This window comes from Pyxidicoccus sp. M15, assembly GCF_056858435.1.
Map to the genome: position 1 here is coordinate 5,450,720 of NZ_CM166495.1, position 14,593 is coordinate 5,465,312.

Genomic DNA, 14,593 nt, shown 5'->3' on the forward strand with positions numbered 1-14,593 from the left:
GGTGGCATGTCGAACGCTGGGGATGACGAGACTCCGTCGGGGCCACGCGCGGCTGCGCCGGGCGACCTGGCCACGATGGATGGAGCGCTCCCCGCCCCGTCCCGGAGCCGGGCGCTCCCGTTCTCCGACTGGGAACGCTACGAGCTCCTCGAACGACTGGGGCAGGGCGGCATGGGCGAGGTCTTCGAGGCGAGGGACCGCCGGCTCGGGCGCAGGGTGGCGCTCAAGTTCATCCGGGATGCGAACACGGAGCGCGCCGACCGCTTCCTCCAGGAGGCGAGGACGCAGGTCCGCATCGACCATCCCCACGTGTGCAAGGTGTTCGAGGTCGGCGAAGTCGGCGGAAGGCCGTACATCGCCATGCAGCTCGTCGCGGGACGGGGCCTGGACCACGCCGCCTCCGGGATGTCGCTGACCGAGAAGATCCAGGTGATGCGGGACGTCGCCGCCGCGGTCCACGAGGCGCACCGGCTGGGCGTCATCCACCGGGACCTCAAGCCCTCCAACATCCTCGTCGAGCGGCACGAGGGCGGACACTGGTTCCCCATCGTCGTGGACTTCGGCCTGGCCTACGACGATGCCCACGGGCACGGCCTCACCCATACCGGGGCGCTGCTGGGCACGCCTTCCTACATGGCGCCGGAGCAGGCCCGGGGAGACCTGGCGCGCATCGACCGCCGCACGGATGTCTACAGCCTCGGCGCCACGTTCTACGAGCTGCTCACCGGCGTGACGCCCTTCGCCGCCGCCACGGCCGCGGACGTCGTCACGAAGGTGCTCCAGGAGGAGCCGCCCTCGCCACGCGCGCACGTGCCGGACCTGCCGGCGGACCTGGAGACGCTGGTCCTCAAGTGTCTCAACAAGGAGCCGGAGCAGCGCTACGCGTCCGCGCGCGCCCTCGCGGAGGACCTGGGGCGGTACCTGGATGGCGAGCCCCTCCTCGCGCGGCGCCCGGGGCTGCTGTCCCGCTGGCGGCGCCGCGCGCGAAAGCACCGCGCGCTGGTATGGGTCTCCGCGCTGTCGTTGGCCAGCATCCTCGTGCTCTCCGTGCTGGGGGCTCGCTCGTGGCTGGAGGCCCGGCACACGCGCGCCCAGCTCGCGACGCGGGCCCGGCTGGCCGAGCAGGTGGGCCAGCAGGTGAAGGAGATTGAGTGGTTCCTGCGCACGGCCTACGCCCTGCCGCTGCATGACACCCAGCGGGAGCAGCAGCTCGTCCGCGAGCGGATGGCGCGCATCGCCTCGCAGGCGCGGGAGCTGGATGCGTACGGCAAGGCCTTGATTCACTACGCGCTGGGGCGGGGCCACCTCGCGATGCAGGAGTTCGAGCAGGCCCACGCGGAGCTGACGCAGGCGCGCCAGCTGGGCCTGGACTCACCCGAGCTGCACTACGCCCTGGGCCAGTCGCTTGGCGCGAGGTACCGCCAGGGGCTGGAGGACATGCGACGCGGTGGCGACAAGGCCTGGGTGGCGAAGCGCAAGCAGGCCCTGGAGCAGGAATACCTCGTGCCCGCGCTCCAGTCCCTGGAGCGCAGCCGCGCGCTGGAGCTGGAGTCGCCGCACTACCTCGCGGGCCTCATCGCCCTCTACCGCAAGGACTACGACGCGGCGGCGCGGGCGGCCGCGCGAGCCACCGTGTCCGCGCCGTGGATGTACGAGGCCCGGAGGCTCGCCGGAGATGTGGCCCATGCCCGGGCGGTGGAGCGACGGGAGCGCGGGGACTACGACGCGGCCCGGGAGGGACTCGAGGAGGCCGCCACGCTGTATGCGCAGGCCCTGGAGGCGGGGCGGAGCGACGCGAGCAGCTACGAGGCGCTCGCGCAGACCTGGCTGGAGCGCGTGGACGTCGAGCTCGACCAGGGCCGGCCCGCCCGGGACGCGCTGGAGCGCACCCTGGTGGCCACCGCCCAGGCCGCCCGCGCCGCGCCCCACCGCTCCATGTCCTACCGGCAGCGGGCCTATGCCCTGATGCGCCAGTACAAGATGGAGAACACCCAGGGGGCCGTCGAGAAACTGGAGCCGATTCTCACGGATTGGATTGCCTCCGGACTGCGCGCGGTGGAACGGGCGCCGAAGGACGTGTATGCCCATGATGCGCTGGCCAGCGGCTACTACACGCGCGGGCTCTACGAGTGGCGCCACCAGCGCGACCCCCATCCCTCCTGGGACGAGGCCATCGCCCGGCTGGAGCACGCGCTCCAGCTCCAGCCCGACTATCCGTGGGCACTGAACGACCTGGCGCTCATCCACTTCAACAAGGGCAACCACCTCCGGGAGCACGGCGAGGACCCCCGCCCGGAGCTCGAGGGGGCGGCGCGGTACTTCGAGCAGGCCGCGCGGGCGGACCCCCAGTACCTCTATGCCTGGTCGAACCAGGTCCACGTCTACAACGCGCTGGCCGACTACGGCCTCGGGCGCGGGCTGGACCCCGAGGCGCACGCGCGCAGGTCCATCGAGGCGGGTGAGCGCAGCCTCGCTATCAACGCGAACCATGCCTCCGCGCGGGGCGGCATGGCCGCCGCGGAGCTGATGCGCGCGCAGTACCTGCTGGAGGCCGGAGGGGACGTGCGCCCGCCGCTGGAGCGCGCCCGCCAGCAGCTGGAGCGCGCGCTGCGCGGCAACCCCACGGACGGACGCAGCCACCTCCACATGGCGGAGGCGCACCACCTCGCGGCGCTCCAGGCGATGCGGGACGGAGGCAATCCCACCGCCGAGCTCGAGGCGGGCCGCGCCGCGCTGGAGCGGGCCTACCGGGGCGCGCCCGGGTGCGTCGACTGCCGCGTCGTCGGCGCGCGGGTGGCGCTCACGGAAGCGGAGTGGGCGCGGCGGCAGGGCAGGGCGAGCCTGCCGCTGCTGCACGGGGCGAGGGCCGAGGCCCAGCGCGCCGTGGACATGGTTCCCTACTTCGAGGCCCACCAGGAGCTGGCGCGCGTCTACTGGCGGCTGGCGCAGGCGCTGCCACCCGCCGGCGCGAGAGCGGCGATTGCGAGCGGCCTGGAGCAGGTGGAGCGGGCCCTGAAGCTCGACGGGAACCTGGCGCAGGCCCACCTCATCCGCGGAGGACTGCTCCTCCTGCGGGCCCGGGGGATGGAGGGCGTCGCCACGCGCCAGGAGACCGCGCTCCTGGCCCGCGCCGCCTTCGCGCGGGCCTTCGAGCTCAATCCGCTCCTGCCGCGGCGGCACCAGGCGCTCGCGGACGAGGTGGAGTCGCTGCTGGCACGCCTCGCCGCGAGCCAGGGGCAGCGCTGAGTCAGGGCGCGGCCTTTCCGGTGATGATGCGGTGGGGCTGGAGGTCCTGCGCGGTGCAGGCGGGGAGCAGGGGCAGGGCCGCCGGGTTCCATTTTTCCAGGGCGAAGAGGTCCGGCCGGCGCTGGTTGGACGGATTGAAGCAGACGGCTCCCGTGGTGTCCCAGATGGCCTCGATGTTGCCCTGCTCGATGCTGAGATTCGCGAAGTTGATGACGTTGTCGCGGATGCGGATGTCGGTTCCCTCCACCGTGTAGCTGTTGAAGTCCTGATACGGGTGCGTCTTCGGGTGGCCGAAGTAGGCGGCCCGCTTGCCCTGGATGCAGGCGCCGAGGAGCAGGGTTGGATTCCCCTTGGACTCGAGCGTGGGGTTCCAGGGCACGTAGTCCCAGTGCTCCATGCAGGTGACGATGGCGCCCGACACGCAGGCCACGGTGACCGAGCCCGCCGAGGCCTGGATGACGCCCGTGGCGCCATTCACCCGGTGCGCCGGCAGGACGGAGAGCGCGAGCGGCGTCTTCTCGCTCCCGGGCGTGGCCTGCGCGTCGCCCGGCAGCGAGCAGTAGTACCCGGAGACATTCCGCCGGGGGTTGGCGTACCGGGCCTGGTAGCGAAAGAGCTTGAGCTGCGTGTCTGGCCTGTCAGGGTCGGGCGAGCCCGCGAGCGCGACCTCCGTGAAGGTGAGCTCGAGGGCCTGGGTGTCCGGCGTGGTGAGCATGAAGAGCAGCGTCAGCTTCGGCAGCGTCGGGCCCACCGCGTGAGCGGGAGTCAACGCGCCCTTGAGCAGGTAGGTGAAGCCGAGCCGGGACGCGTCCGGCACGGTGGAGGGATCCACCTTGAGCAGGCTGCCCAGCTTGTCGCCGTCGTAGCGGACCTGGATGGGGGTGCTGAGTACCTCCGTGTCCTCGCCTCCGGACCAGAGTCGCCCCTTGAGCCGCACGCTGCTCACGCCCCCCGTCTTCGCCGGGAGGTTCTCGAAGGACTCCGGGCAGAAGCGCAGGTTGCTCGCGGGGTCCAGCCAGAGGCAGTAGCTGCCAGTGTCGGAGACGTAGATGCCGGGGCCGTTGCCGTCGCCCGGGCAGGTCGTCCCTCCGGGACAGTGCGTCACGAGCGCGCTGACCTCCGGAGTCCCGTCGCCCGTCGCAATGCTCGTGATGTTTCCGTGGGCCGCGCACCCCACGAGTGAAACCATGATGACCATCAGCGCCACCGCGCTCCGCTGGTCGAGTCCGTCCTTCATGACCGTCCACCCCTTCGTGCTGTTCGCGGAGACGGATTGCATGCGGCGTGCCTGCGTCATCATTCGCGGTCCGCGCGAGGGCGCGGGAGCTGGTAGCGCCGGGCCTTGAACTTGAAGGTCCGCAGCGGCATGCCGATGAGCTGCGCGGCACGCGTCTGGACGCCGCCGGCGGCCTCCAGGGCCTCTCGCATCCGGCGGTCCTCCAGCTCGCGGACCTCCTCGGCGATGGGGCGGAAGCTCGCGGGGGCCGTGTCCGGGGCGGGCGCCGTGGGCGGGAGCGGAGGGGCTTCCTCGCCCGGGGGACGCTGGAGGGAGTCGGGCAGGTGGGAGGCCTCCAGCAGGGGGCCGGTGGCGGCGGTGGCGGCGTACTCCATGACGTTCTTCAATTCGCGCACGTTGCCCGGCCACGGGTGCGCCCGGAGCACGTCCATGGCGGCGGCGGAGATGCGCGGCGCCGTCCTGCCCGCGCGGGCCAGGGCCTCCTGGAGGAAGCGGGTGGCCAGGAGCGGCAGCTCGCGGGGACGGTTTCGCAGGGGCGGCAGCACGACGACAGAGGCCGACAGGCGGAAGAAGAGGTCCTGGCGAAAGCGGCCGGCCTTCACCTCGTCCGCGAGCACGCGGTGGGTGGCGGCGACGATGCGCAGGTCCACCGGGCGCTCGCGCGAGTCTCCCAGGCGGGTGATGCGCTGCTGGTCCAGCGCGCGCAGCAGCTTGGCCTGCACGGAGAGCGGCAGCTCCGCGACCTCGTCGAGGAAGAGGGTGCCTCCGCTGGCCCGCTCCAGCAGGCCGGCCCGCGAGGCGACCGCGCCGGAGAAGGCGCCCCGCTCGGCGCCGAACAGCTCGCTCTCCACGAGGCTCTCCGGAAGGGCCGCGCAGTTGAGGGAGATGAACGGCCGCTGTGCGCGCGGCGACCAGTGGTGCACGGCCCAGGCGGCGTTCTCCTTGCCCGCGCCCGTCTCGCCATGGAGGAGGACGGGGATGGGGCTCGAGGCCAGCCGTCGGAGCAGCTCGAAGAGGCGCACCATGGCCTCGTCCGCCACCATCACCGAGCGCTCTCCGAGCGCGAGCTGGTACAGGTCCGGGCCGCTGATGCGAAGGCCCCCGGAGGGCGCCGTCAGCGCCACCGCCCGCGCCGCGGAGATGAGGGTGTCCGCGTCCAGCCCGTCCTGGGGGGCACAGGCCACGCCTGCCCGCACCTCGGGCGCCAGCGGGGCGAGGCTCTCCAGCATGGGCTGGACGACCTCCTCCGCCTCCTCCGCCGTCAGCTCGGGCAGCAGGACGAAGAGCTGCGTGGGCCCGCCCCGTCCCACCAGGTCCATCAGCCGCAGGCCGCCGCCGAGCGCGCGGACCAGCTCCTCCAGGGGCACATCCGTGGGGCCCAGGACCAGCGCGACGACGCTCAGCGCGCGCTCGTAGCGCAGCACCCGCTCCAGCTCCTCCGCCACCCTGTCCCGCAGCGGGGCGGCGCCCAGCAGGAGCCGCTGTGGCGGGGGGATGTCCCTGCGGTGGAAGACGAGCGTGACGTCTCCCAGCAGCACCACGTCGCCGCTGCGCAGCACCTGCTCGCCGGAGATGAGCTCGCCGTTGACGCGGACGCCGTTGTGGCTGTCGAGGTCGGTGATTCGGGCCTCGCCTTCCACCACGCTCAGCCGGGCGTGGCGCCGGCTCACCGAGGCGTCCTGCACGAGGAGCTCGACGCCCGCGCCGCGGCCGATGGTGAGCGTGCCGTCGCGAGGCAGGGGCACAATCGAGGACGAGCTTCCCTCCATCACCAGCAGGGAGAGGCGTTCCGGCTCGCCGGGAGAGGCGCGGCGCTGCTGGCCCGCATCCACGGTTTCATTCGCGCTGGGGGGCTTCATGGGGGAAGCAAACCACGGCGGGCCCCTTGGGCGGGGCAATGATTGCCCCATGGGCAAGACCTGCCCGGCCCGCGGGCCCATGCGGAGGGCAGCCGTTGCCCCTCCCGCGCGAGCGGGACGGCGCTCCAGGGGGCACGAGCCGCTGGCAGGCCGGCTGCAATGGCCCTCCCCGCGGGCGACCTGCCGCCCAGCTTCGCAAAGGACACACACATGAAGGCACATTCCTCCAGCCGCCCCGCGTCGCGGAACTGGGCCGTGGGGCTCGCGCTGGCCGCCATTCCCCTCTTCGGCTTCGACCGGGGCTGCGTCACGCAGCCCCAGACGGACATCGTGGTCACCAGCCCCTCGGTGAACGTCCAGGGCTACATCGGGCGGTATGACGACAACACGCTCCAGATGCAGGAGACCATGGCCGGCTGGGCCCGCATGCGCGTCAACGGGGGCGGCTTCATGGCGTGGGACCAGACGGACGCCAACAAGGTGTGGCAGCAGGCGGCGGTGCCGCTCGCGCTCGGCGTCAACGTGCTGGACGGTGAGACCTGGCGCTCGACGCCCAACGGGACTGTCTCCGGCAGCATCGATGACTTCATCATCGAGCGGAAGAACGACCTCGCCGCCAACGGCAGCCAGCCGGTGTTCCTCGACTGGTCCGCGCCCGGCGTCGACGCCGAGCTCAAGGCGATTGCCACGGGCACGCTCAGCGGGCCGCTCACCGCCGCGCAGCAGACCGCCTTCGTCAACGACGTGAAGGCGGGCGTGGCGAGCTTCTTCGCCAACGCCTACGCCGGCACGGCCATCACCCTCGCCAGCGCCCCGGGCACGGGCGTGCACACGGTGAAGTTCCTCATCGGCGACACGACCAAGTGCAACCTCTTCGGCGTCTCACCCGGGGACTACAAGAACACCAACAAGACGCAGACGTCGCAGGTCTTCGTCGGCGTGTTCCGCTGCAAGCTGGTGAAGAGCCTCGTCTCCACCACCCCGGCGGAGCTCACCGACACGCTCGCCATGCGCGTGCAGGACGTGGCGACGGCCATCGGCCGCACCGCGGCGCACGAGGCGGGCCACAGCTTCGGCCTGGTCTCCGAGGGCCCGACGCGGCTGCAGGGCTGCGAGGGCTCACACAACTGCGAGGCCTATGACGACGCGAACCCGTCGGACCGCTTCGACGTGGGCCACCACATCATGGACCCGGGCGGCAAGTCGCTGCTCTACGCCCGCATCGGCCAGGCGAACCCGACCACCCGCGCCACGAAGAAGCCGTACTTCGAGAACTACGGCAAGAGCTACCTGAAGATCATCCACCCCTGATTCCAGACGAGGCATTTCATGAAGAATCAAATCCTGCTCAGTTCCATTCTCTGCATGGCCCTCCTCGTCGGCGCGGGCAAGGCGCTCGCGCTGGACATTGCTCCCGGGGGCGATGCGCTCGGCGGCCAGCTGGAGGACTCCAGGTCCGCGGTCATCGCGCAGCTGACGTCCAACGACAGCATCGCGATGGGCTTCACGACGTCGGTGCAGCTCTCCGGCCAGACGACGCCCACCCAGTTCCGGCTCATGCATGACACGTACACCGCGGACAGGCAGCTCGTGCCCGGCAATCACTACCTGCTCTTCCTCTCGATGGACGCGGCGGGCGGGCTCGAATTGGCGACCAGCACGTACTCCATCGTGGCGGTGAGCCTCCAGGAGGCCGAGAGCTACCGCACGGCGATTGCCAGCTACCAGCAGACCTGGAGGGACCCCGTGGCGTTCAAGCCGGTGGCGCTCGCGCAGCTCGACGCGTCCGTGCCCTACCTGCGCTACAGCGCGATGGCGGACCTGGTGCACCGCGGCCTCTTCACCGCCGCCGACGGCGCGCTCCTCTCCCGGCTCGCGGCCTCCAGCACCTCCTCGCAGCCGGAGGTGCGCAAGCTCGCTCTGATGCAGCTGGGCGGGCTGGGGCTCGTCACGTACGCGGAGCAGCTCGGCGCCGTGCTGGGCAACGCGGCGGAGCCCACCTCCATCCGGCTGGCCGCGCTGGACGGCCTGCGCTTCATGGGCCGCACCGACGTGATTCAGCGTCAGGCGGCCTCGGTGGGGGACAGCCCGAGCCCCAAGCTGAAGGCGCGCATGCTGGAGGCGCTGGAGCAGCCGCTGCCGCAGTAGCCCCCGGCTTCCAGTCAGCGCCCTCTGCCCCCAGCCGGTGGGGCAGGGGGCGCTGACCGCTCCGGAACCGACTCCAGAGGACACGCTGACACCTGCGGATGCAGCGAGTAGGCTCGCGGCGCTTGAGGCGAACCTTCTTCCTCCGCGAGGGGCACGTCATGGAGTCCGGCCCACTGTTTCCATCACGCCTGCCGCCAGGGACCCGGGTGGGGCCCTGGCGTGTCCTGGAGCGGCGCGGCTGGGGCGCGTACGGCGCCGTCTACCGTGCGCTCGGTACGGAGGATGTGCTGGGGCCCGTGGCGCTCAAGTTGGCCCTGCACCCCGAAGATGGACGCTTCGCGCGAGAGGTGGAGCTGCTCTCCCGCCTCCACCATCCGAACGTCCCGCGCCTCATGGGGCATGGGCGCTGGCTGCAGCCCGGAGGCGCTGCCTACCCCTACCTCGCGATGCAGTGGGTGGACGGCGTGTCCCTCTACGACTGGGCGCACGCGCAGTGCCCCACCTCGCGCCAGGTGCTCCGCGTTCTCGCCAACCTCGCGCGGGCGCTGGCGGCCACGCATGCCGCGGGCGGCGTCCACCGCGACGTGAAGGGCGACAACGTGCTCGTGCGCGCCTCGGACGGACAGGTCTTCCTGACCGACTTCGGCTCCGGAAGCTACGTGGGCGCCGCGATACTCACGTCGCCGCCATTGCCTCCCGGGACGCCGCCCTACCGCGCACCGGAGGCGTGGCGCTCCGTGCGCCTTCCCTTCCTGCCGTCATACCCGCCCTATGCGCCCGGACCGGCTGATGACGTCTTCGCGCTGGGGATGACCGCCTACCGGCTGGTGACCGGCGACTACCCTCCCACGCCAGCCCTGCTGAACGAGGTGGCCCACCTCTGGGGCCCGGAGGGGACGGGCCCCGTGCCGCCCCATGGCGTCAATGCCCGCTGCTGCGCGGAGTTGAGCCGGCTCGTGTCACGGATGCTCTCCGTGCGCCCCGAAGCGCGTGGCGGTGCCGGCGAATTGGCGGAGGCGCTGGAGCAGGCCGCGCGGAGCGCGGGGCCTGAGGCGGATGTGCCGCTCTTCACCCGGAAGGACCTCCCTGTCGAGGAAGCACGGAGTGTCGCTCCGCAAAGCAGGGAGCCTGCCCCGTGGCCCCGCCTCATCGCGGCCGCCAGCGTGGGCGCCGCCGTGGCGCTTGGAGCTGTGTGGGTGGTGAGCGCGCAGCCTCGTCGAGAGAAGACCGAACAGGCCCACGCATCCGCCACCGAAGAGGCGAAGGATGCCGGCACGGTCGCCGTCGGCGACACCGCACTGACGGCCCCGGTGCCCCTCACCCGGGCTCCGGCTGTCCTGTCTGTCATCGCCGTGGACCTGCCGCCCAAGCCGCTCCAAGGGCAGCTCCGACCCGATGCGTCCGGGCGGTGTGCCCACCGGGCGCATGTCTCTATCGCTGGTGGGTGTTGGATGAAGTTGGACACGAGCCTGAAGGACTGTGTCGAGCCCTATTACGTGCACGAAGGCGCGTGTTACGGCCCCGCCTACCCACCTCCGCGCCCCGCCACCTCGGGCCCCTCGGAGCGCCCTGGCGGCGTCGCTCCGTAGCAGTGCTCATGATGATTTCATGATTTGCGCAGGGGGGACCGCAGACGGAAGACTCCTCGTCATGAGACACCTCCTGCTCGTCCTGGGCCTCGCCGCCACCTTCTGTCTGGGTGCATGCGCGCCTCGCATCGTGCGTCCCTCGCCGAAGCTGGGGCGGCTCGAGGACATCCACACGAAGGCGGGGACGTACGACGGGTACTCGGTGCGGTTGAGCTTCGAGCATGCGGCGACGTCACAGGGACACTGGGGAGGCGTCATGCTCACGGGGCATGGCCGCCGCCCCATCCGGGTGACGCCAGGAGGGGGCAACGTCGACAGCCCGGCGCCTCCCGGGACTCCCAACCTTCGCATCGACTCGCCCATCATGAGAGGCCCGGCTGAGGTGCCCAGGCCCGTCTTCCGCGCGGGACGCATCGAAGGGCTCGATGACGACTTCCTGAAGGAGCAGGGCTGGCTGTTCCAGGACTGCGGCCCCGGTTACAGCGAGCTCTGTGCGCCCTCCGGAACGGGCTTCATCACCCCGAGCTTCAAGTCCGTGGACCCGCTCATCGCGTACCTGGGGAAGTGGCTCAAGGAGGGAGACTACGCGGGAACCCTCTCCATCAGCGTGTGGCAGCACATGGGCGTGCCCGAGGACATCCGCACGCCGTTCGGCCAGCACGAGGGCTACACGGTGGACTGGTGTTCATCGTTGGACAAGGGCAGCCGGCGCCTCATCGTGCTCACGGGGCAGGGCTCCCGCGTCTTCAAGCCCCTGCTTCCCGACCAGCCCGAGGACATCGAGAAGCGCGGCAACTCGGCGGTGGCCATTGGGAGGGAGGGCTCGGCGGGAGTGGCCCTCATCAGCAGGCCCGGCTGCAACGCGCCGTACGCGGCCTGGACCGACGTCGTCTCGTACGAGGAGGCGGATGCGGCCATCACCGAGTGGGGACGCCGCATCCAGGAGGACGACGCGAAGGGGGAGCTCGTGATTCGCGTGAGCGGCCCCTATCTGCTGACCGAGCTGTGAGCCTCCGCCGAGCCGCCAGGCTCCGTGTCCGGAAAGCCCGTCAGGTCACCAGCCGTTGTTGTACGCCGAGTGCCGCATGGCGTTGTCCGGGCCGCGATAGAAGACGTCGAGGCGACCCGAGCCCCAGCTCACGGCATCCGGCGACGACGTCAGGTCACCGCCGAGCCACTGCCACCCGGTCCATCCAGAGCCGTTCCACGAGTTGATCCACAGCTGGTTGTCCAGGCCCCGGCCGAAGACATCCAGCCGGCCGGGCCCCCAGGACGCGATGCCCGGTGACGAGTTGAAGCCGCCACCCAGCGACGTCCACGGGCTCCACACGGCGCCGTTCCACGCCGTGTGCATGTACGAGTTGTCCGCGCCACGGGCGACGACGTCGATGCGGTTGGGCCCCCAGCTCACCGCCGCCGGGTCCGACGTGAGGTTGCCGCCCAGCGAGTACCAGCCCACCCACTGCGAGCCATTCCACGCCTTGTGCCAGAGCGCGTTGTCCAGCCCCCGGCCAAAGATGTCCAGCCGCCCCACGCCCCACGACGCGATGGCCGGGCCCGAGTTGAAGCCGCCGCCCAGCGACGCCCACGCGGTCCACTGGGTGCCCGTCCACGTCTTCAGCATGAAGGAGTTGTCCGTGGTCCGTCCGACGACGTCGATGTGGTTGGCGCCCCAGCTCACCGCCGCCGGGTCCGCGTTGAGCGAGCCTCCCAGCGCCTCCCAGCCGATCCACTGCGAGCCGTTGTAGCCCAGGTGCCAGAGCTGGTTGTCCAGACCGCGAGCGAACAGGTCCAGCCTGCCCGCGCCCCACGAGCTGACAGCGGGGCCGGAGAGGAAGCCGCCACCCAGCGATTCCCAGGGGACGCCATACGTGAGCTGCGCACCCTGGACGTCCGTGGCGCTGAGGTTGCCGTCCCCGTTCCAGTTCGGGTTGCAGTAGTTCATCACCGAGCTGAGATCCCACGGTCCGATGAGCCAGTCACCCGAGGAGCCCTGCGCGGGCTCGGTGCAGGACGACGGCCGGTCCGGACGGTTCTGCTCGTGGGCGTAGCCCAGGGCATGGCCGAACTCGTGCACCGCGATGGCGTCGATGCAGTACTGGAGCTGGCTCTGGCACGAGGTGCCCCAGTTGTTGAACGTGAAGTTCAGCACCATTCCCTGGGCCACGCCATTGAGCCTGTTGCCCAGCGCCTTCACGTGGGGGCCGACGTCGCTGATGTTGATGCGGATGCCCGTGGACGAAGCCGCGCACGTGCCCCATCCGGTGAAGCGCACGCCAGAGCGCGCTTCCCACGTGCGTGCCACCGCGTTGCGCACCCACTGCCGCTGCGTGGCGTCCGCCCCCGGGTTCTCCCAGCACACCGGGACGCTCATCGGCCGCCACACCGTCGCGGAGGCCACGTAGAGGTCCGCCGCGGTGTTGGAGAGCGTCTCCGTCGGAGCGGACGTCAGCTCGGCGGACGCGGACGGCTCCATTCCTCCGTCACAACCCAGCAGCGAACCGAGGCCAACTCCCAGGGCCGCGAGCAGTGCGGTCCGCCGGTGGGGAGCGATTCCAGTCAACATGGTGTCCGTCTCCGCCGCCTTCCGCAGGACGGGGCCCCCATGGCCCCGTCATCTCGCGAAGGACGGGGCCCGGGTTCTGGCAGCCCATCACCGCGACTGTCAGTGAAATCACGATGAACATGACCTACTGATGCATTCGCAGTGCAGGAATGGACAACCTCTCCAGCCGCCGAGTTCACTCACCATCATCAGCCAGCTGCCAGGGCCGCACGCACGTACGCGCGGCCCCGGGGGAGTTCTTCAGCGTCAGAAGAGCACGCGCTCGATTCCCGCGGCCTGGAAGAGGAAGTCCCTGGACGCCTCGAGGGAGGCGCGGAGGCGGGGCCAGTTCACTCCGACCAGGGCTCCTCGCCACTTGCGGATCTTCCCCGCGACAATGACCGTGTCCACGTTGCTGCGCTCCATCAACGTCACGACGGCCCCCGGCACGTTGTTGAGCGGGGCCACATTGATGGCATCCGCCCGCAGCAGGAGGATGTCGGCCTCCTTGCCCGGAGTCAGCGAGCCGACCTTGTGGGAGAGACGGGCGACCCGCGCTCCTTCTACCGTGGCGAAGCGGATCACATCGCGGCTCGTGAGGAGCGCGGGCAGGTTCGTTTCCCCGTTGAGCGCGCGCTCGTTGATGAGCGCCCGCTGAAGCGTGAAGACGGTCCGCATCTGGGTGAAGAAGTCCGCGGTCATCGTGCACTCGACGTCGGTGCTCAGCGCGGGCTGGACGCCGTGGTCGAGCGCGGTCTGGATGGGCGGCAGGCCGTGCCGCATGGTCATCTCGATGGGGGTCGCGAGCGAGACGGTGGCCCCCGACGCGGCAATCGCCTGCCAGGAGCCCTCCGAGAGCCGGGTGGCGTGGATGAGCTCGAGGTCGGGCCCGAGCAGGCCCTCACTCGCGAGCTGCTCCACGAGCGTCGCCTGGCCCAGGCTGCCGACGAGGTGGGTGACGATGTGCAGGTTGTTCTGCCGCGCGATGGCCCAGAAGGTCCGGAAGGCGGGATCGAACACCTCTCCGCCCATGGCCAGCGTCAAGAGCTGATCGTTCGAGGAGAAGTGACGGCGCTGGAGCCGCTGGAGATCCATCGGGAAGATGCTGCGGGGGCCCACACCCGGTGAGTACACGAAGACCGCGCGACGGCCCGCTTCCTGGAGCCCCTCGATGACGGCATCGGTGTGCTCCGGAGAATGGCCTACCTGCGACGTGTCGACGACCGTGGTCACCCCGGCGTCCAGCTGGCTGAGTGAAGCGACGAGCTCGGCGATGAAGACGTCCCTCGGCCTGTAGAGCGGCGTGAACGTCGAGTGGATGTAGTCGAGGTAGTTCTTCTGCCCGTGTGGCAGCCCGTCGTTGAACAGCAGCCCGTCGGGCAGGAAGTTCCGCAGCGCGGTCTGGTACTGGTGGTGATGGGTGTCGACGAACCCTGGCATGACGACCATGCCCGTCGCGTCGATGACCGCCGCACCCGGAGCGTGCAGGTTGGGCCCGACCGCGAGGATCTTCTTGCCCTCGATGAGCACGTCGCCCTTGGCGAAGTCTCCGACGCTCGGGTCCATGCTGAGGACCGCGCCGCCCTTGATCAGGTAGCGCCGGTGCGAAGCACCGGTCTCCACCGGCATGTCACGCTCGCTGGCGCCGCGCTCCTGCGACGACTCCCCCTGCCCAGGCGCTGCCTGCGCTGGCGCGGGAATTGCCGAGATGGCCGCGGCACCGAGGGCTGAAGCCCCCACCGCGAGAAACTGGCGGCGGGAGGAGCCCGCCTTCTCTGGCGCTCCGCCGTGGACTGCGTGGTTTCCACACACCTTCTGACACATGTCCCGTTCCCCCTCTGGGTGACCCAGAGTCATCTGGCCTGCGCCTCTCCCCGAGGCCCGCAAGCCGCTGTCATTGGATTTTTCCAACGCTATCGCATGGGGGACACGGCGTCGAGCCTTGTCTTTGGCACGGGCGCTGAGTTTT

The 14,593-nt window shown here is 70.7% G+C and carries 9 protein-coding genes; 5 read left to right on the forward strand and 4 right to left on the reverse strand.

From position 1 onward, the window contains the following. Positions 1 to 6 precede the first annotated feature (6 nt). A complete protein-coding gene (locus ACX9TP_RS20675; RefSeq protein ID WP_482981439.1) occupies positions 7 to 3,246 on the forward strand; it encodes a protein kinase domain-containing protein in 3,240 nt (1,079 codons plus the stop codon). A gap of 1 nt (position 3,247) precedes the next feature. On the opposite strand, the gene ACX9TP_RS20680 is transcribed toward ACX9TP_RS20675, so the two are convergent. Together ACX9TP_RS20680 and ACX9TP_RS20685 are read right to left on the reverse strand one after the other, a co-directional pair. Further along, a complete protein-coding gene (locus ACX9TP_RS20680; protein WP_482981440.1) occupies positions 3,248 to 4,483 on the reverse strand; it encodes an ADYC domain-containing protein in 1,236 nt (411 codons plus the stop codon). Positions 4,484 to 4,542: 59 nt separating this feature from the next. Then, positions 4,543 to 6,342: a sigma 54-interacting transcriptional regulator gene (locus ACX9TP_RS20685; protein ID WP_482981441.1), complete on the reverse strand. Its 1,800-nt coding sequence runs from the start codon at positions 6,340 to 6,342 to the stop codon at positions 4,543 to 4,545. A gap of 210 nt (positions 6,343 to 6,552) precedes the next feature. On the opposite strand from ACX9TP_RS20685, the gene ACX9TP_RS20690 reads away from it, so the two are divergent. The 4 genes from ACX9TP_RS20690 to ACX9TP_RS20705 all read left to right on the forward strand — a co-directional run bounded on the left by ACX9TP_RS20690 (position 6,553) and on the right by ACX9TP_RS20705 (position 11,088). After that, on the forward strand, positions 6,553 to 7,653 hold the full coding sequence (locus tag ACX9TP_RS20690) for a hypothetical protein (RefSeq protein ID WP_482981442.1): 1,101 nt from the start codon (positions 6,553 to 6,555) through the stop codon (positions 7,651 to 7,653). A gap of 18 nt (positions 7,654 to 7,671) precedes the next feature. Next, positions 7,672 to 8,490 (forward strand): hypothetical protein, encoded by an 819-nt coding sequence (locus ACX9TP_RS20695; RefSeq protein ID WP_482981443.1) that lies wholly within the window; start codon positions 7,672 to 7,674, stop codon positions 8,488 to 8,490. 206 nt (positions 8,491 to 8,696) lie between these two features. Further along, complete coding sequence (locus ACX9TP_RS20700; RefSeq protein WP_482981444.1) at positions 8,697 to 10,079, forward strand: serine/threonine protein kinase; 1,383 nt, start codon at positions 8,697 to 8,699, stop codon at positions 10,077 to 10,079. Positions 10,080 to 10,140: 61 nt separating this feature from the next. After that, positions 10,141 to 11,088 carry a hypothetical protein gene (locus tag ACX9TP_RS20705; protein WP_482981445.1) on the forward strand — a complete coding sequence of 316 codons (948 nt, stop codon included), beginning with the start codon at positions 10,141 to 10,143 and terminating at the stop codon, positions 11,086 to 11,088. A 45-nt stretch (positions 11,089 to 11,133) separates the two neighbouring features. Here the strand turns inward: ACX9TP_RS20705 and ACX9TP_RS20710 are convergent, their stop codons facing one another. Both ACX9TP_RS20710 and ACX9TP_RS20715 read right to left on the reverse strand, forming a co-directional pair. Next, the gene (locus ACX9TP_RS20710; RefSeq protein ID WP_482981446.1) at positions 11,134 to 12,645 is read right to left on the reverse strand and encodes a DUF8189 domain-containing protein; all 1,512 of its coding nucleotides are present in this window, start codon (positions 12,643 to 12,645) and stop codon (positions 11,134 to 11,136) included. Between the two features lie 246 nt (positions 12,646 to 12,891). Then, positions 12,892 to 14,253 carry an amidohydrolase family protein gene (locus ACX9TP_RS20715; RefSeq protein WP_482981447.1) on the reverse strand — a complete coding sequence of 454 codons (1,362 nt, stop codon included), beginning with the start codon at positions 14,251 to 14,253 and terminating at the stop codon, positions 12,892 to 12,894. Between the last annotated feature and the right edge of the window lie 340 nt (positions 14,254 to 14,593).

Bases quoted from the DNA above. Each gene is read 5' to 3' on its own strand.
- ACX9TP_RS20675 (WP_482981439.1), top strand. From the start codon at position 7: ATGTCGAACGCTGGGGATGACGAGACTCCGTCGGGGCCACGCGCGGCT.
- ACX9TP_RS20680 (WP_482981440.1), bottom strand. From the start codon at position 4,483: ATGAAGGACGGACTCGACCAGCGGAGCGCGGTGGCGCTGATGGTCATC.
- ACX9TP_RS20685 (WP_482981441.1), bottom strand. From the start codon at position 6,342: ATGAAGCCCCCCAGCGCGAATGAAACCGTGGATGCGGGCCAGCAGCGC.
- ACX9TP_RS20690 (WP_482981442.1), top strand. From the start codon at position 6,553: ATGAAGGCACATTCCTCCAGCCGCCCCGCGTCGCGGAACTGGGCCGTG.
- ACX9TP_RS20695 (WP_482981443.1), top strand. From the start codon at position 7,672: ATGAAGAATCAAATCCTGCTCAGTTCCATTCTCTGCATGGCCCTCCTC.
- ACX9TP_RS20705 (WP_482981445.1), top strand. From the start codon at position 10,141: ATGAGACACCTCCTGCTCGTCCTGGGCCTCGCCGCCACCTTCTGTCTG.
- ACX9TP_RS20710 (WP_482981446.1), bottom strand. From the start codon at position 12,645: ATGTTGACTGGAATCGCTCCCCACCGGCGGACCGCACTGCTCGCGGCC.
- ACX9TP_RS20715 (WP_482981447.1), bottom strand. From the start codon at position 14,253: ATGCCGGTGGAGACCGGTGCTTCGCACCGGCGCTACCTGATCAAGGGC.